Raw genomic sequence first — 16,067 nt, 5'->3', positions numbered from 1 at the left:
AACTAACAATGACAAAGATGCCAAAGAATTTTTTATGGGGCGGCGCATTAGCAGCTCATCAATTTGAAGGTGGATGGAACCAAGGCGGAAAAGGACCAAGCGTAGTAGACGTTATGACTGCGGGTGCACACGGTGTAGCGCGACAAATCACTGAAACAGTGGAAGATGATAAATTTTATCCAAATCACGAAGCAATTGATTTTTATCACCGCTACAAAGAAGATATCGCACTTTTTGCAGAAATGGGCTTAAAATGTTTGCGAACGTCTATTGGCTGGAGCCGTATTTTTCCTAAAGGCGATGAAGCTGAGCCAAACGAAGAAGGACTAAAATTCTACGACGATGTATTTGATGAACTGTTAAAGCACGGAATTGAACCGGTTATTACGCTGTCTCATTTTGAAATGCCCCTGCATTTAGCTCGAGAATACGGAGGATTTAGAAGCAGAAAAACGGTAGATTGCTTTGTGAAGTTCGCTGAAGTTTGTTTCGACCGCTATAAAGACAAAGTTACGTACTGGATGACGTTTAATGAAATCAACAACAAAATGGATGTAAACAACCCTCTTTTTCTATGGACAAACTCCGGCGTTTCTGTAAAACCGGGTGAAAACGCAAAAGAAGTGATGTATCAAGCGGGACATCACGAACTGCTAGCAAGCGCTCTTGCCGTATCAAAAGGAAAAGAAATTAATCCAAATTTCCAAATCGGAGCAATGGTTTCACATGTGCCAATTTATCCGTATTCTTCAAACCCTGAAGATGTGATGCTAGCAGAAGAAACAATGAGACAGCGCTACTTCTTCCCTGACGTTCAAGTTCGTGGCTATTACCCGAGCTATGCATTAAAAGAATTCGAACGAGAAGGCTATCACATTCCGTTTGAAGAAGGCGATGAAGAAATTTTACGAAATGGAAAAGTGGACTATTTAGGCTTCAGCTATTACATGTCAACCACTGTTAAAAGCGACGTTGAAGCTGACAACACGGGCGATATCGTAAACGGCGGATTGCCAAACGGCGTAGCAAACCCTTATATCAAATCAAGTGATTGGGGCTGGTCGATCGATCCAACGGGCTTACGCTATACGTTAAATCGTTTCTACGACCGCTATCAAATTCCATTATTCATCGTAGAAAACGGATTTGGCGCGATTGATACGGTTGAAGAAGACGGTTCCATTCATGACGCCTCGCGAATTGAATATTTAAAATCGCACATCGAAGCGTTAGAAAAAGCTGTAACGTACGATGGTGTTGATTTAATGGGCTACACGCCGTGGGGAATTATTGATATTGTTTCCTTTACAACAGGCGAAATGAAAAAACGATACGGCATGATTTATGTCGACCGTGACAACGAAGGAAACGGATCGATGGAGCGCTATAAAAAAGATTCCTTTAACTGGTATAAACAGGTGATTAAAACAAACGGTGAAGAACTATAAGAAATCAGAAAAGCCGGTTTCCTGCGTGAAGACACAGGAAACCGGCTTTTTTAAAACGTGTAAAAATAAATGCAAATGCCTTATCTCGGTTTATCTACTAGCTGCGTTTGCGCAATTTCTGTTTGCTTAATTCCCGCTCGTTGAATTTCATCCGCAAACGATTCATGTTTCAGCGTTTTGATTACCTTTTCGCTTCCATCTCGAAGAGTATACACTCTAAATTCATACATACTCTGCCCTCTCCTTTAAGCTATGATTGATGCGATACATTAGATGCGCTCCTGTTCAAAGCAACTCCTAATAGAGGTTACTTTTTACTCTTCTTTACTTTACCCGCTTTTTAGGAAACTAGACAAAGAGATTTAATCTGACGTGCTGAAAGACAAACAAAAAGCCTTTGCGGCAAGCAAAGGCTTTTATCGAGGGAAGGTTGTTATTCAAAGATGGTTCCTTTTTTAAATTTTGAATGTTTAAAAGTAAATTTCGTCAAAAGAATATACGCGACTCCTGCGACCACAACTCCTATAATCCAGCCTAAATCGACTTCAATAAACGCAGCACCTGCACCGATGAGCATCGCAAGCATGGCGCACGGATTGTAGCCGGAAAACGGCCCTTTTTCTTGATACAATTCTTCTACATTTACTCTTTGTTTCCGTAAAATATAATAATCGACTAGTAAAATAGAAACAATTGGACCTAAAAAAGCAGAGTAAATTAAAATGAACAGTCCAAGTCCTGCAGCTGACGAATCTTGAACAAGCACCCAAGGGAATGAACAAAAAGCAAGCAGTCCGGTAATCGTAACCGCCACTTTATAATTTGCTTTTGTCAGCAGCGTAATCACATACGTAGGCGGAATAATATTTGCCACCATATTAACGGCAATCACGCCAATTACAATAAATGCCGATACAGCGACAGTAATATATGAATTATCCACTACAACCGCGAACGCTTTGACAGGATTGGAAATACCCGTAGCAGCAGCAAGCATAGCACCAATTGTAAGAACAAATCCGTAGGCTATTAGAATCGGTGTAAAGTATAAAAATCCGCGCTTTGTGTCGCTAATTCCTGGCTTCAGTTCTCTAGAGTAATCGGCTGCACTTAGAAAAATCGCCGCATAATTTCCCATAAACATCATAATAAAAGAAAAGAACGGAAGTCCCCATGAACCTTTTGTATGTACCCACGTCTCTCCTACTACCTCACTATGAGAAGTTAAAAGAACGCCAAATACGTACACAAGGCCAAGCAATATGATAATTGAAGCAAGCATCTCTACCCATTTAACCGCGTGGAAGCTGTACAGCGAAAGCACAATTTGCAGCAGCTGAATGATAATAAAACAAAGAACAAGATTGTCAAAAGACCCTTTGCTCACAATTTTCCCAATTTCGTTTAAAGCTGTACCGCCTGTCCAGCTTTGGAAACCATACCAAATGATTGCTGGAATGCCTCGTAAAAGAGACGATATAACGGAGCCTTTTATGCCAAAAGACATTCGAAGCTGCATCACATACGGTATGCCCGTCTTATAGCCAATTCGGTCGTTTAATACAAAAAAAGCAGAAATAATGCCAATGGCAATAATAGCTGCCACAAACGTTTGAAAAAGATTTAATACCGCTGTACCCGCTACTACTAAGCTCGCTCCAAGCGTCATATTTCCTAAATTAACGCCGTCTCCAATCCACATAAACATATAAGACATCGGAGTTAGCTTTCGATCACTTTCCGCTTTTGGCTTTAGTGACGAATCAAGACCCCTATCTTGATGAGCATGCACCTCTTCTGTAATAGTACTTGTTGCATTTGTAGACACTATACGTTCAACTCCTTTTTTTATGATGTTTCCACTTTCAAACGTAACATCTAATGTGAGTTAACTTAACATGTACATAGTGTATACGAATCCCGCCGCGAGTTCATCATTATTTATGTGAATTTTCTGATATTTTTTTGTGCGATTTGACTAATTGTTATGGAAACTTGATGCGGTAACGTGCAAGAGTTGATGATAATAAAAAATCCAAGCGCTTATTGTAAGCGCTTGGATGAGTCAGCTAGTATTTATTTTTCACAGGCGATGTAGTCTTTATCTCGATCTAGCTTTGTATTGGCATCATACAGTGATTTTGATACGTACGGCTTGTACTTTGTTTTGCCGCCTTTATTTTTTACATTAGCCGCACGAGCTACGCCGCCTTTATAGTCTTTGTTTAATTCCGTGCAGTTTTTGTAAGACTTAGCTGCCGCATCTACGTTTGAAGCTGTGCTAAAAGATACGCTTGTTAATAAACCGAAAGATAGAACAATTGGAAAAATCTTTTTCATAACAGATACTTCCTTCCTATATTTTGTCTAATTAATAATAGAATGTTCTATCAATCTTTTCAATCTTTTTTTTACATTTAAACTACTATTATCCAATTTTTTATTTATGAGTAACTTTAAGAGCCTTGACCGCTTGTTTAGCCGCTTCTGCAATTAGTTTATCATTATACTCCGCATCTTTTTCCGTACGATCGGAAAGGATTGCAAGAACAATTGGATCTCCGTTTGGCGGCCAAAGGATGGCAATATCATTTCGCGTTGCGTATGAGCCTGCGCCTGTCTTATCGGCTACTTCCCAGCTTTTCGGCACGCTCGCTCGTATCAAGGCATCCCCTGTTGTATTTCGCTTCATCCAATCCGTTAGAAGTTCACGCTTTTCTGCAGGAAGTGCCTGTCCAAGTACATACGTTTGAAGACTTGTAGCGAGTGCTCTTGGTGTACTTGTATCGTGGGTTTCTCCTGGATTCACTTCATTTAAATCCGGTTCAAACCGTTCAGGCAGCGTTACATTGTCCCCTATTTTTTCTAAAGCTTCTTTAAATCCGTCCGGTCCGCCCAGCTGCTGCAGAATTAAATTCCCTGCCGTATTGTCGCTGTAGCGAAGCGATGCATCCGCGAGTTCTCGAAGAGTCATGCCTGTATCAACATGTTTTTCTGTAATTGGATTGTAGTTCACAAGGTCATCGCGCGTATAAAAGATTCGCTCGTTGAGATCTTCGATTGACTTCTGCTGTAAAAGTGCACCGACAGCGAGAGCCTTATGAGTAGACGTATAAGCAAAACGCTCGTCTGGATGATACGTGACCGTTTTATTTGTACCGGTATCTAATGCAAAAACACCAAGATTCGCATCGTATTTGTCTTCAAGCTTAGCAAACTCTCGATCACTTTTAGTTTCTTGTCTTTGACATTTTACCGTTTCAGCATGTACCTCGCTGCTTGAAAAGCCTACAACCGCCGCGCACGAAAGAGCGAATACAGGCAGCATTTTTTGGAGCTTTGAAGCGCGAAACATCTTTTTCCATGTCTTCATTACCTTTCAACACCTTTCAAAAAAGTATTTAGTATGTATTCTCTTAGGTAGAGATTACCAACAATGCTATTTTATCAATTGTTTACTCTTACAAACATGATAGTTTTATCACATTTATATAATAAAAGTGTCTCACACTGAAGGTGAGCAGTATAAAAACCGTAAGTACTTTAAAAAACAGGCGGCGTAACGGAAAATAAAATAACCGCTTTCTCTTTAAACGTATTCTCCCATTTATGATTCAGATGCGAAGGGATTTTGACACTATCTCCTTTTTCTAGCACATATACTTCCTCTTCCAAATACACTTTAATTTTCCCTTCTAAGACGTACGCCACTTCCTCTCCTTTATGTGCTAAAGGAGTTTCTGATGAAGCCATCATCGGCGGTACCTCCATAATTGCCGTAGCTAGATTCCCTGTGAAATCGGGTGATAACAGCGAATACGTTAGCTCTTTTACCTTCATTGTTTTACGCTCATTCGACCTTACGACTAAATGAGATGTGTTTATTTCTTCGAGCAAAAAACTGAAGGTAGGCACATCGAGGCTTTTTGCTAAAAGTTTAAGCGTTGAAATGGACGGGTTAGCTAATCCCCGTTCAATTTGACTTAACATAGATGGCGTGATGTCCGCTAAATTTGCTAATTCTCGACTGCTTAGCCCCTTTTCTTTTCGAAATTTCTCTACTTTTTTTCCAATATCTATGTTTTCCATGCTGATTCCTCCGCAAGAGATGTTTAATTACATTTAATTTTATTAAATTAAACTTAAGAAAAGGCGTTACTTATGTTAAATTATATTTAATAAATAAATTATAATTTAATACTATCACAGTAAGGAGGAAGAAAAAAATGAATGACATCTTGACCTTTTTGGTTCTTACATTATTTGTGATTATGAGTCCTGGTATTGATACTGCTCTTATTACCAAACGAACGATGGCAGATGGACAAACCGGCGGCTATAAAATGGCATTGGGGTTAGCCACCGGCTCTTTAGTTCATACACTCGCCGCTACGTTTGGCTTATCGGCTCTTATGCTTCAGTCAGCTCTGGCATTTGAAATCGTAAAATATGCAGGAGCCCTTTACTTAATGTATTTAGGAATCTCTGCTTTCTTTTCTAAAAAGAGCGATATACCTTCTTCTGTAAAAGAGGAGAAGCCAAAAGAAACATCCGCTTTTCGTCAAGGTCTTGTATCAAACGTTCTGAATCCAAAAGTGGCCGTGTTTTTCTTAACTTTTTTACCTCAATTTGTTCAAAGTGATCAAAACGTAACGCTTCAATTACTTCTGATGGGCATAACGTATACGGTCCTTGCTATCACGTGGTTTTTCGCATTCGTCTTTTTTATTAACTATTTACGGAAATGGCTTACAACACCTAGCGTTCAGCGCTTTATGGATAAAGCAACAGGCGTCGTGTTAATCGGGTTTGGATTAAAGCTCGCTTTTGAAAAACATAAATAACAAAAGTATGTTAGTTGAAGAAAGTTCCGAATGAGTTTGATTCTTGATGGAGAATCAAACTCATTCGGATTTTTTTATTGTGATAGTGAACGTAGGTCTAATCAGGTGCTTCTAGCCATTAATTGGAGGGCAAGACGAAGACTCCTGCGGGAAAAGCGGAAATGGTGAGACCCCGCAGGAGCACAAGCGACGAGGAGGCTCAGCGGCCGCCCGCGGAAAGCGAAGCCCTGCACGGAAATTAATGGCGGTGTCACAAGCGGTTCCAGCTCCTTTATCTCGTTTGTTCATCTTTAGATGGAATTGATTTCGTTATGTCTTAATTTCTTTTGTTATTTATACACATCAGGCTCATAAAGATAGACTTTAAGATCAAGTCTTCCATCCGAAGAAACGAGTATTCCTTCCGCTTCAAGTGAATGTTTTTGAACAAGATGCATTTCTTCATCTTTAAATCCAATTTCTCCTTTGGAATTAATGACTCGGTGCCAAGGCAGTTTATGTTTTTTGCTCATCGAGTGCAGTACTCGTACAACTTGTCTTGCACCTCGCGGACTACCAGCCAGGCGGGCAATTTGTCCGTATGTCATTACTTTCCCGGGTGGTATTTGTTTAATAAGCGCTACTGCTCGTTCTGTAAAACTCAAGTCGCTCCTCCTTTCATTTCTTCTTTAGTACAACCTTACCATATTAAATAAACAGTGAAGTAATCACTCGATTTTTCTTCAGCAACATTATAAGATAATAGATAAGCAGTCCACTCATCATTGTTTAATCTACTTCAGACAAGTGTTTGCTGATTATTTCCTATTCTTCAACTAACAAATCTTTGTGGGAGTGCCAGCTTATCCCCCATTTATGACACTGTGATTATAAAAACGTTACAGAAACCAACACAGCAAAGTACTTAGAAGCGTTACGTGATAAGATAAACAGTAGATACTAGTACAATTTCAAATTGATGCTGACGAATAAGTAATCATTTAAAAAGTGGTGAGAAAATGACAAAATGGCTTAGTGTAAAAGAGTTATCTGAAGAAACAAATATTCCTACTTCAACGATTAGAAGATATATAGATAAATTCCAATATTTCTTTATACAAAAAGAAGATCATCGACCAAAACAATATGAAGCTGCGGCTGCGACCGTTTTACTGAGAATTAAGCAGCTTTATGATGAGGGTTATCAAGCAGAAGAAATTAATGAATCTCTGCAAAAAGAATTCTCTTTGACTGCAAGCGAGGATCAAGCTGCCGTGTCTCTAGAAGAAGCCGAAGACAAAGAGGACATAGAGAACACAGCAGAAGCAGCTGACCAGCCCGAGGCCGACGACCAGCAGTCGACACCTTCTGAACTTCCTGTGCAGCCTTCACCCCAACAAGAGCCTGATACAAAACAAATTCTTCAGGAAAAAGACAAGCAGCTCATTCAATCTTTGCGTAAAAGCCTGCGTGAACAGCAGGCCATTTCAGAATTAGTAGAAGCTTCAAAAGAAAGCAGCGTAGTAGGTAAAAAGAGATCGATTTTAAAACGATTATTCCAACGAAAAAAGGACTAAGTTTGTAAACAAGCCTAGGCCATGAAGCATCTTTATTTCTGATCATTAAATTTATGTAAAACAAAGTTTCTAAACTGTTTAACAGCCGGTGATAGATATCTTCCTTCAATCCATGCTAGTCCAATGACTCGGTGGCAGTTGGCCTTAGCTAATGGGATTTTCACTATTTTGCTTTGATCGATTCCGTGTAAATCTGGAAGGATAGAAATTCCTAAGCCGGCTCCTACTAGTCCCGCTACGGTATCAGCTTCCTCTCCTTCAAACATGATGTGAGGCATTCTTCCTGACTCTTCAAATAACTGCTCAAACGTAAGACGAAGAGAAAAGCCTTCTTTTAAGTGAATAAATGATTCCTCAGCAATTTCTTCTAGTGCAATACATTCACGATCAGCATACCGGTGATTTTTCGGTACGATTACAAACAGCTCTTCACTCCAAAGATACTGCCATTTAATGAACGATTTCTCTTCCATCGGCGCAATCAAACAAAGATCGAGTTCGCCGAGCTCCAGCTGTTCAAGAAGCACGTGCGAAGGGCTTTGCCTCAGCTGAAAATTCACCTTAGGATATAAGCTGCGAAACGAAGCGATTAAATCTGGAATCAAATCCGTGCTGAGCGTATGTAAAAATCCAAGTGACACCTGCCCTTTTTCAGGATCTAGCAGCGCTTGAATTTCCTCTTGTCCTTTATCAAATTCTTTCATTATGTTATCTACACGCTTTAAAAAAACTTTACCATATTGATTTAATATAATGGAACGTCCTTGCCGGTCAAATAGCGGTGCTCCTACTTCCTCTTCAAAACGAGCGATTGAACGACTGAGCGCAGGCTGCGTAATTAACAGCTCTTCTGCCGCGCGCGTCATATGCTGCGTACGTGCTAGCGTTTGAAAATATTTAAACTGCTGCCACTCCACTTTGTACCATCTCCTTATCAACCATTCTATCCATTACATAGATGTATGAAAAATATGATTATAATGAATTATACATTATAAATAAAGGGTGTTACGATAAAAAACGGAAACATACTCGAGGATGTTTTTAGTTTCTTTTAACGACTGCTGTATACAGCTCCTACAAAATTTTATGATCATCATTTTCTAGCAGAAAGAGGGATTTGTTATGAAACATATCGTACATCTGAGAAAGCGTAAGCTGGTTGCTCTATGAGTTACATAAAAAAAGGAACGCCCGTTTTTCGCAAAACGAGCTTTGCATTTTTTGCAGCCGGGTTTAATACATTTGCGATTTTATACTGCGCACAGCCTTTAATGCTAGCGTTCACAAAAGAATTTCATATTTCTCCAACAACTTCTAGCCTATCGCTTTCCGTTACAACCATAGCTTTGGCTATCAGTATGCTTATTTTCGGTTCGCTATCGGAAGTTTGGGGAAGAAAGCCTGTCATGGTATATTCCATGCTTGCCGCTTCTTTATTATGCCTGTTGACTGCATGGAGCCCTACTTTTCATATTCTGCTATTTTTCCGAATAATGGTAGGAATTACGCTAGCCGGTCTGCCGTCAGTGGCAATGGCTTATTTAGGGGAAGAAATCGAAGCTAAAAGCCTTGGTTCAGCAATGGGCCTCTACATAAGCGGCAATGCAATTGGCGCGGTTGGGGGAAGAGTGATTGCGGGAACGCTCAGTGATAATTTCGGCTGGCACGGTGCAATAGCAGGAATTGGTATTATAAGTATAGCAGCGACCGTTATCTTTTGGATTAGCCTCCCTCCTTCACAGCACTTTCAATCTCGTAAATTAGAAGTTGGAAAGTTAGGGAAATCGTTACTTGATCATCTTAAAGATCCGAGGTTAGTTTGTTTATATGGCTTAGGATTTTTGTTGTTAGGCAGCAACCTCGCCTTATTTAACTATATTGGGTATGTACTAACGGCTCCACCTTATTCCTTAAGCCAAACGATTGTCAGCTGGGTCTTTTTAATTCTTATTATCGGAATGTTTAGTTCGGTGTGGACCGGCAGACTGGTAGACCGCTACGGAAAACAAAAAATACTCATGATCAACCTTTTAATTACGCTAGCCGGTGTCGTTTTAACGTTAAATCCTGCTTTACTTGCTAAAATAGCCGGTTTAGGCTTGTTTACGTTTGGGTTTTTCGGTAGCCATTCGATTGCCAGCAGCTGGGTAGGTCAGCGCGCTTTAACAAATAAAGCCCAGGCTTCTTCACTTTATTTGTTTCTATATTACACGGGGTCAAGCGTAGGCGGAACGCTCGGAGGAGTCTTTTGGTCGATGTTCGGCTGGAGGGGCCTCATTTGTATGATTATTGTTTTTTTATTGATTGCTTTTCTCCTTTCTGGTTTTCTTTTAAAGAGCTCAGTAAAGACAAGACGCGCTGCGAATGTTAAGGAAAGTTATTAGCTCTCATAGTAAATACACATCAAAAAAGACCTTTTTTTTTATGATAAAAAAAGGTCTTTTTTGAGAATGTAAAATACATTTTTTTCTTGTATGTACCCCTTTAAAGTAAACTTTTTTAGAGTTTAACCCGTTCTACTAGCTGCAGCAATTCATCATTAGGTCCGTGAAATAAAATCATCCGTCCGCCTTCAAGCGTTGGCTGGGGCTCAGATGATAAAAATTCAATTCCTTTGCTCTTATAATGTTGAATCGCCTTATTTATATCCTCTACCGTAAAGGCAAGATGGTTAACAATCCCGCTTTTGGTATACTCGCCAATCGGATCAATATCTCGAATGAGCTCAATTTCAATACCCGGCTGTTCTTCAAGATACAAAAAAGCCATCTCTCTTTTTTCGGTAGAGCCTTGAAGGCGAACTTTAAAGCCAAACATATCCCCGTAGTAGTGAATCGTTTCATCCATATTTCTAACAATAATTGCTGTATGTTCCATTTTCTTAATCATTCATCTTCTCCCTTTCCCCATGTTTAGTAAGTACAAGTAAACTATACAACAATTTAGGCAATATGTATTTACATATAGTAAGGGAATTCAAGCACTCTATCAATGAGTCGGCTTTGAGTTGAAAAATAACAAACAAAAAAAACAAACCCCATTGGTTTGTTTTGGTTACATAATTATAGTTAGACTCTGTTTCAACAACGTTCGATAAGCCATGTTTTGTACCTTTGTACTGCAAACGATTTTAATCTCGTACTCAGGCGGTAATCATCTATCTACGATTACGCATGTAACCGTCCGTCTCTCCGTTAAATTCCTTCAAGACAGTTCCCCTACCATTGTTTGGGTTTCTCGCTCGTGGGGTTTACCGCGTTCCACCTTTGCTGTTTCCAGCAAAGCTTCGTCACTGTGGCACTTTCAGGGATACTCGACCATATCCGAGGACTTAGGTGGTTTTTCCCGCCGTCAGCTAAGCTATAAGCCAAGCTGCCCTAGCTTATTTTTTCACTAGGCACGAACACTACGGGCATCTCAGCACCGTGCGAGCATGGACTTTCCTCTACATCAAATGATGCAGCGATTACCTGAACGTTGTTTCAGATGGTGTATGAGTAGTATATGCGTTTTAATAAGCCAAATCAAATGTAACTTTTGGAACGGATTCCAATTCAATTTTTACAGCAAATTAAATAAAATAACTTGTTTCTGTACACTCTTTTTAGTAGATGAATCACCCGCAAATTCAAGAAATATTCTCTTCATCCATTTCTACGGGGGATACTTTGTTTCTTTGTAGAATATTCTATAAACCACATAAAAAGATGACAGAGGTGATGAAACATGAACGCTGAGTTAAAATTTGATTTTCATACCCATCACGACCGATGCGGACATGCTCGCGGAACGATTCGCGATTATATAGAAGCGTCTATTGATAAAGGCCTTGATATCATTGGGATTTCGGATCATTCTCCTTATTTTGCGAGCAAAGAAGACCAGCCGTTTCCTCATATTGCGATGGGAAAAAGCGCATTCTCCGGATATGTAGCTGAGATTTTGAAACTAAAAGAAGAATATAAACAGAAAATTGAAGTGCTGTTAGGGGTGGAGTCTGATTTCTTTCCCGAGCATGCGGAAATATATCAAAGCTACTATAAAAAATATCCGTTTGACTACATAATCGGCTCTGTCCATCAAGTTGATGAAATTAGCATCTTTCATAAAACGCGCTGGGAAGGACTTTCTCAAAAAGAAAAGCAGCGCACGAAAGAAACGTATTATCAATTAATCGAAGAATCCGCCCGGAGCAGAATGTTTCAGATTCTTGGCCATATTGATGCCATGAAAGGATTCTATCCCTCTTTTTCTTCTATCGAGACAGCTGTCATTGATCAGACGCTAAAAGTGATTTCGGCACATGACATTGCTATAGAAGTGAATACATCAGGCAAAACCAAAGACTGCGGAGGCTGGTATCCTGCAGACGATATTTTAGAAAGAGCCCTGCACTACGGGGTACACATTACATTTGGTTCTGATGCTCATGATCCGGAACGCACTGGCGACGACTTTGAACTAGTAAAAAAGCGTCTTAAAGAAATCGGATTTACGGATTGGGTCTTTTTTAGACAGAAAAAAATGCAGATGACACCTTTATAAAACTTAAATAGAACTCCAATAAAAATATGCCTGAAGACACGGAGATGAAGGAACATCTCGTGTTTTCAGGCATGTGTTTTTTATTGAGAAACTTTGACTTTTGTAGCTGAAGATAAATCTTCTCCGTTTGTTTCAATTACTTGTTTATACCAGTAAAAGGAATCTTTTTTAGATCGTTCAAGCGTACCATTTCCTTCATCGTCTTGATCTACGTAAATAAAGCCGTAGCGTTTTGACATTTCGTTTGTTGACACGCTGATTAAATCAATAGGTCCCCACGCGGTATAGCCCATTAAGTCCACACCATCTTTAACGGCTTCTTTCATTTGTTCAATATGCTGTCTTAAGTAATCTACGCGGTACGGATCATGAATTGAGCCGTCTTCTTCTACCTTGTCATGAGCTCCTAAACCATTTTCAACGATAAACAGCGGTTTGCCGTAGCGGTTATGAAAATCTTGTAACGTATAGCGAAGTCCTTTCGGATCGATTTGCCATCCCCAATCGGACGTTTGAAGATGAGGATTTTTTACACTTCCTGCAATCATATTTCCTAGGACATTGTCTTCTTCACTTTGAGTTGTGACAGAAAGAGACATATAGTAACTAAATGAAATAAAGTCCACAGGGTATTGTTTGATAATCTCATCATCCCCTACTTCTTTTACGATTTGAATGTTGTTTTCTTTAAAGTAACGCTCCATTACCTTTGGATATTCTCCGCGTACTTGAACATCTGTAAAAAATAAGTTCAAATCATTTTTATGTTGAGCTAGTAAAATATCGTCCGGATGATTCGTAACAGGATACGTTGTCATACGCGCAAGCATACATCCTACTTTTACATCAGGAATAATCTCATGAGCTAATTTAGTTGCAAGTGCACTCGCAACAAACTGATGATGCGCCCCTTGATACGCAATTTGTTCCGCTGACTGATTTGGAACATTTTCAACTAAGATACCGCCGCCTGTATAAGGACTATGCGTAATCACATTAATTTCGTTAAACGTCAGCCAATATTTCACCTTGTTTTTATAGCGTGTAAATACCGTTTCTGCGTAGCGTGTATAAAAGCCAATTAGCTTTCGGCTATACCAGCCGTTGTATTTACGCGTAAGCTCTAGCGGCGTTTCATAATGCGACAGCGTCACTAGCGGCTCAATGCCGTACTTTAACATTTCGTCAAACAGATTATCATAAAATTGCAACCCTGCTTCGTTTGGCTTCGCATCATCTCCATTTGGAAAAATTCTCGCCCAGTTGATTGAAATACGAAGCGTTTTAAATCCCATTTCCGCGAACAATGCCATATCTTCTTTGTAGCGATGATAAAAGTCGATAGCCGTACGTTTTGGAAAACGATCGTTGACTTTGTTGTTGAGCACATCTTCAATATAATCTGCTTTTACATCCATTGAGTAGCCAGTTCGTTCGTCTTTCGGTACAAATCGGATCATGTCTGCAGTAGATAGCCCTTTTCCATCAACGTCGTAAGCTCCTTCAATTTGGTTAGCAGCTGTTGCTCCTCCCCATAAAAATCCCTTTTTAAATACAGTATCGTTTGTTAACATAGTCCCCACGTCCTTTTCTCATATTTTTAGTAAAAATAGCATTTATTTGACTACAGAAAGTAGCTGTTCCCCTTCAAAAATTGGACCTATTTCATTAACCGGCAGCACATCTAAATACTCCGCTGTGTTTGTGATAATAACCATCGTAACGGTTTCAAATCCAGCTTCTGCAATCGCATGTCGGTCAAATTCAACTAGCGGCTGCCCTGCATTTACGTGATCTTTTTCTTTCACCAGGGCCTTAAAATGCTCTCCTTTTAAAGAAACGGTATCAATTCCAATATGAATTAAAATTTCCGCTCCGTCCTCACCTTTAATGCCGATTGCATGTTGAGAATCAGGCAGCACCATAATCGTTCCAGCAATAGGCGAGACTACGCGGTTTTCGCTCGGTTTAATCGCAATACCTTTGCCCATAATTTCTTGAGCAAATGTTGGATCTGACACTTGCTGCAGCGGTACAAGTTCGCCGTGCAACGGAGAGAAGACGCTTTTCGTTTTACCGCCTTTTTTCTCTTCTACTGCTAGAGAAACATTTTGTAATAGCGCTTCTTCTTTACAAGCATGTTCTCCAAGTTTTATTGTATTTTTTTCAGGTTCTTTTGAAGCAATATCTTTAAATCCAAGAGTGAGTACTAAGACGGCTGGTAAAATAACGGCCGCTGCCGCTAAAGCCACAGCGACAATCAAATTGCCTGCTGCTCCGCTTGGATCTGCAAACGTTGGAATCGCAAATACTCCGACTAATCCACCTAGTGTAAAAGCTTTAAACCCATACCATCCGGCAAAGCCACCGAGCAGTGCACTAGACGCCATAGCGTAATAAAAAGGTTTTTTCAACTTCATGTTTACCCCGTACATAGCGGGCTCTGTAATTCCGATAACAGCTGAAATGGCTGATGAAAACGCAACTTGTTTTAAATCTTTATTTTTGGTTTTTAACGCTACTCCAAAAGCCGCTCCTCCTTGAGCAAGGTTGCTGATATACATCATCGGCATTAAAACATTGTCAAATCCATACACTTTTAGATTTTGAATCGCGATTGGACCTATTGCATAGTGCATACCCGTCATAATAATAAGAGGCATAAGACCTGCTAGTAAAAGACCCGCAAGCGGACCGGCTGTTTCAAACATCCATGAGAATATAGTTGCTAATCCGTCTCCCATATATGTTCCAAGAGGACCGATTATCCATAACGTGATAGGTGCAGCGATTAGAAGTGCAAGCAACGGTGAAAACATGACCGTAAGAGTAGCCGGCATCCATGAGCGAACAAATTTATATACATACTTTACTAGCAGCACACCTAAAATAATCGGTATTACACTAGACGTATAGTTAACGACTGGAATAGATATGAAATTGATTCCAAATAACGTGAATTCTTTTATTTTCGTAATACCTCGCGCCGCATCTACAAAGGTTGGATAGAGCATGGCAGCTGCTAAAGCAAGCGCTAAGTATTCATTTGTTTTAAACTTGCGAGCTGCTGAAACAGCTAAGAAAAATGGCAAAAAGTAAAAGACTCCGTCTCCGATTGCGTTCAGCACTGCATATGTATCACTTTCTATGCTCAGCCATCCGAGAGTAGCAAATAAAGCGACAAAAGCCTTTAGCATCCCTGCACCGATAAGCGCTGGTAAAACAGGAGTAAAAATCCCCGAAATGCTGTCCATCACAAGTGACACAACGCCTTGTTTTGTGCCGCTTTTCTCCTCAGCCGCGCTTCCGCTTCCTACCAAAGGTTCAACTTCTTCAAACACTTCAGCCACTCTATTTCCAATAATGACTTGAAACTGATCTCCAGAAAACTGAGCGCCCATCACTCCTTTTATTTGCTTAATTTCCTCCACCTGGACTTTATTCTTATCATGAAGATTAAAGCGAAGTCTCGTCACGCAGTGCCAAGCTTGGTTAACATTCTGTGCTCCACCGATTTTATCTACCACTTGTTTCGCTATTTCTTTATATGAAGTCATTTATATCCCTCCTTTTTTCAATAAAAAAACCCAAACAGATCACCGCATGGTTGTAACATGCAAATGCCTGCTTGGGTAATGCCTGATCGAGTCAGTAACAATCCTCCAATGAAG

The 16,067-nt window shown here is 39.9% G+C and carries 16 protein-coding genes and 1 other RNA gene; 5 read left to right on the top strand and 12 right to left on the bottom strand.

Annotated features, from left to right (window positions below; all coding sequences use genetic code 11):
* The first annotated feature begins 8 nt into the window (after positions 1-8).
* On the top strand, positions 9-1,448 hold the full coding sequence (gene bglA / locus ACH0CI_RS07545; RefSeq protein WP_406901185.1) for a 6-phospho-beta-glucosidase BglA: 1,440 nt from the start codon (positions 9-11) through the stop codon (positions 1,446-1,448).
* An 80-nt stretch (positions 1,449-1,528) separates the two neighbouring features.
* Here the strand turns inward: bglA and ACH0CI_RS07540 are convergent, their stop codons facing one another.
* The 5 genes from ACH0CI_RS07540 to ACH0CI_RS07520 all read right to left on the bottom strand — a co-directional run bounded on the left by ACH0CI_RS07540 (position 1,529) and on the right by ACH0CI_RS07520 (position 5,537).
* On the bottom strand, positions 1,529-1,678 hold the full coding sequence (locus ACH0CI_RS07540; RefSeq protein WP_013058052.1) for a hypothetical protein: 150 nt from the start codon (positions 1,676-1,678) through the stop codon (positions 1,529-1,531).
* 203 nt (positions 1,679-1,881) lie between these two features.
* Complete coding sequence (locus tag ACH0CI_RS07535; RefSeq protein ID WP_406901184.1) at positions 1,882-3,276, bottom strand: NCS1 family transporter; 1,395 nt, start codon at positions 3,274-3,276, stop codon at positions 1,882-1,884.
* A 248-nt stretch (positions 3,277-3,524) separates the two neighbouring features.
* On the bottom strand, positions 3,525-3,788 hold the full coding sequence (locus ACH0CI_RS07530; RefSeq protein WP_013084075.1) for an excalibur calcium-binding domain-containing protein: 264 nt from the start codon (positions 3,786-3,788) through the stop codon (positions 3,525-3,527).
* Positions 3,789-3,888: 100 nt separating this feature from the next.
* Positions 3,889-4,821 (bottom strand): class A beta-lactamase, encoded by a 933-nt coding sequence (gene bla, locus ACH0CI_RS07525; RefSeq protein WP_406901183.1) that lies wholly within the window; start codon positions 4,819-4,821, stop codon positions 3,889-3,891.
* A 170-nt stretch (positions 4,822-4,991) separates the two neighbouring features.
* Positions 4,992-5,537: a cupin domain-containing protein gene (locus ACH0CI_RS07520; protein ID WP_406901182.1), complete on the bottom strand. Its 546-nt coding sequence runs from the start codon at positions 5,535-5,537 to the stop codon at positions 4,992-4,994.
* 137 nt (positions 5,538-5,674) lie between these two features.
* Here ACH0CI_RS07520 and ACH0CI_RS07515 point away from each other — a divergent pair, with 137 nt between their 5' ends.
* The gene (locus ACH0CI_RS07515) at positions 5,675-6,292 is read left to right on the top strand and encodes a LysE family translocator (RefSeq protein ID WP_406901181.1); all 618 of its coding nucleotides are present in this window, start codon (positions 5,675-5,677) and stop codon (positions 6,290-6,292) included.
* Positions 6,293-6,403: 111 nt separating this feature from the next.
* Here ACH0CI_RS07515 and ACH0CI_RS07510 read toward each other — a convergent pair whose 3' ends face one another.
* Positions 6,404-6,580, bottom strand: coding sequence for a hypothetical protein (locus ACH0CI_RS07510; protein ID WP_221777943.1), 177 nt, complete (start codon positions 6,578-6,580; stop codon positions 6,404-6,406).
* Between the two features lie 41 nt (positions 6,581-6,621).
* A complete protein-coding gene (locus ACH0CI_RS07505) occupies positions 6,622-6,936 on the bottom strand; it encodes an MGMT family protein (protein WP_071272688.1) in 315 nt (104 codons plus the stop codon).
* A gap of 354 nt (positions 6,937-7,290) precedes the next feature.
* Between ACH0CI_RS07505 and ACH0CI_RS07500 the strand changes: the two genes are divergently transcribed.
* Entirely contained in the window at positions 7,291-7,848 is a 558-nt protein-coding gene (locus tag ACH0CI_RS07500) for a MerR family transcriptional regulator (protein ID WP_406901180.1), read from the top strand.
* Between the two features lie 32 nt (positions 7,849-7,880).
* Here ACH0CI_RS07500 and ACH0CI_RS07495 read toward each other — a convergent pair whose 3' ends face one another.
* Positions 7,881-8,765 (bottom strand): LysR family transcriptional regulator, encoded by an 885-nt coding sequence (locus ACH0CI_RS07495; RefSeq protein ID WP_406901179.1) that lies wholly within the window; start codon positions 8,763-8,765, stop codon positions 7,881-7,883.
* 252 nt (positions 8,766-9,017) lie between these two features.
* Between ACH0CI_RS07495 and ACH0CI_RS07490 the strand changes: the two genes are divergently transcribed.
* Positions 9,018-10,235: an MFS transporter gene (locus ACH0CI_RS07490; protein WP_406901177.1), complete on the top strand. Its 1,218-nt coding sequence runs from the start codon at positions 9,018-9,020 to the stop codon at positions 10,233-10,235.
* A gap of 115 nt (positions 10,236-10,350) precedes the next feature.
* On the opposite strand, the gene ACH0CI_RS07485 is transcribed toward ACH0CI_RS07490, so the two are convergent.
* Complete coding sequence (locus ACH0CI_RS07485) at positions 10,351-10,740, bottom strand: VOC family protein (protein WP_335706652.1); 390 nt, start codon at positions 10,738-10,740, stop codon at positions 10,351-10,353.
* 200 nt (positions 10,741-10,940) lie between these two features.
* An RNA gene (gene rnpB, locus ACH0CI_RS07480) (RNase P RNA component class B) lies at positions 10,941-11,329 on the bottom strand.
* A gap of 248 nt (positions 11,330-11,577) precedes the next feature.
* Here rnpB and ACH0CI_RS07475 point away from each other — a divergent pair.
* Complete coding sequence (locus ACH0CI_RS07475; protein ID WP_335706653.1) at positions 11,578-12,396, top strand: histidinol-phosphatase; 819 nt, start codon at positions 11,578-11,580, stop codon at positions 12,394-12,396.
* 80 nt (positions 12,397-12,476) lie between these two features.
* Here ACH0CI_RS07475 and ACH0CI_RS07470 read toward each other — a convergent pair whose 3' ends face one another.
* Positions 12,477-13,970 (bottom strand): glycoside hydrolase family 1 protein, encoded by a 1,494-nt coding sequence (locus ACH0CI_RS07470; RefSeq protein ID WP_406901176.1) that lies wholly within the window; start codon positions 13,968-13,970, stop codon positions 12,477-12,479.
* A 42-nt stretch (positions 13,971-14,012) separates the two neighbouring features.
* Positions 14,013-15,953, bottom strand: a complete 1,941-nt coding sequence (locus tag ACH0CI_RS07465) for a beta-glucoside-specific PTS transporter subunit IIABC (protein ID WP_335706655.1) — start codon at positions 15,951-15,953, stop codon at positions 14,013-14,015.
* Positions 15,954-16,067: the final 114 nt, after the last annotated feature.

The sequence above is a fragment of the Priestia sp. 179-F W1.4 NHS genome (assembly GCF_045369295.1).
Classification (GTDB): domain Bacteria; phylum Bacillota; class Bacilli; order Bacillales; family Bacillaceae_H; genus Priestia; species Priestia zanthoxyli.
The sequence above is the reverse complement of the archived record's forward strand: the minus strand, read 5'-3'. Positions and strand labels throughout refer to the sequence as shown.

Coding starts and splice junctions, on each gene's coding strand:
- bglA (WP_406901185.1), top strand. CDS start 9: ATGACAAAGATGCCAAAGAATTTTTTATGGGGCGGCGCATTAGCAGCT.
- ACH0CI_RS07540 (WP_013058052.1), bottom strand. CDS start 1,678: ATGTATGAATTTAGAGTGTATACTCTTCGAGATGGAAGCGAAAAGGTA.
- ACH0CI_RS07530 (WP_013084075.1), bottom strand. CDS start 3,788: ATGAAAAAGATTTTTCCAATTGTTCTATCTTTCGGTTTATTAACAAGC.
- bla (WP_406901183.1), bottom strand. CDS start 4,821: ATGAAGACATGGAAAAAGATGTTTCGCGCTTCAAAGCTCCAAAAAATG.
- ACH0CI_RS07520 (WP_406901182.1), bottom strand. CDS start 5,537: ATGGAAAACATAGATATTGGAAAAAAAGTAGAGAAATTTCGAAAAGAA.
- ACH0CI_RS07515 (WP_406901181.1), top strand. CDS start 5,675: ATGAATGACATCTTGACCTTTTTGGTTCTTACATTATTTGTGATTATG.
- ACH0CI_RS07510 (WP_221777943.1), bottom strand. CDS start 6,580: ATGAACAAACGAGATAAAGGAGCTGGAACCGCTTGTGACACCGCCATT.
- ACH0CI_RS07500 (WP_406901180.1), top strand. CDS start 7,291: ATGACAAAATGGCTTAGTGTAAAAGAGTTATCTGAAGAAACAAATATT.
- ACH0CI_RS07490 (WP_406901177.1), top strand. CDS start 9,018: ATGAGTTACATAAAAAAAGGAACGCCCGTTTTTCGCAAAACGAGCTTT.
- ACH0CI_RS07485 (WP_335706652.1), bottom strand. CDS start 10,740: ATGATTAAGAAAATGGAACATACAGCAATTATTGTTAGAAATATGGAT.
- ACH0CI_RS07475 (WP_335706653.1), top strand. CDS start 11,578: ATGAACGCTGAGTTAAAATTTGATTTTCATACCCATCACGACCGATGC.
- ACH0CI_RS07470 (WP_406901176.1), bottom strand. CDS start 13,970: ATGTTAACAAACGATACTGTATTTAAAAAGGGATTTTTATGGGGAGGA.
- ACH0CI_RS07465 (WP_335706655.1), bottom strand. CDS start 15,953: ATGACTTCATATAAAGAAATAGCGAAACAAGTGGTAGATAAAATCGGT.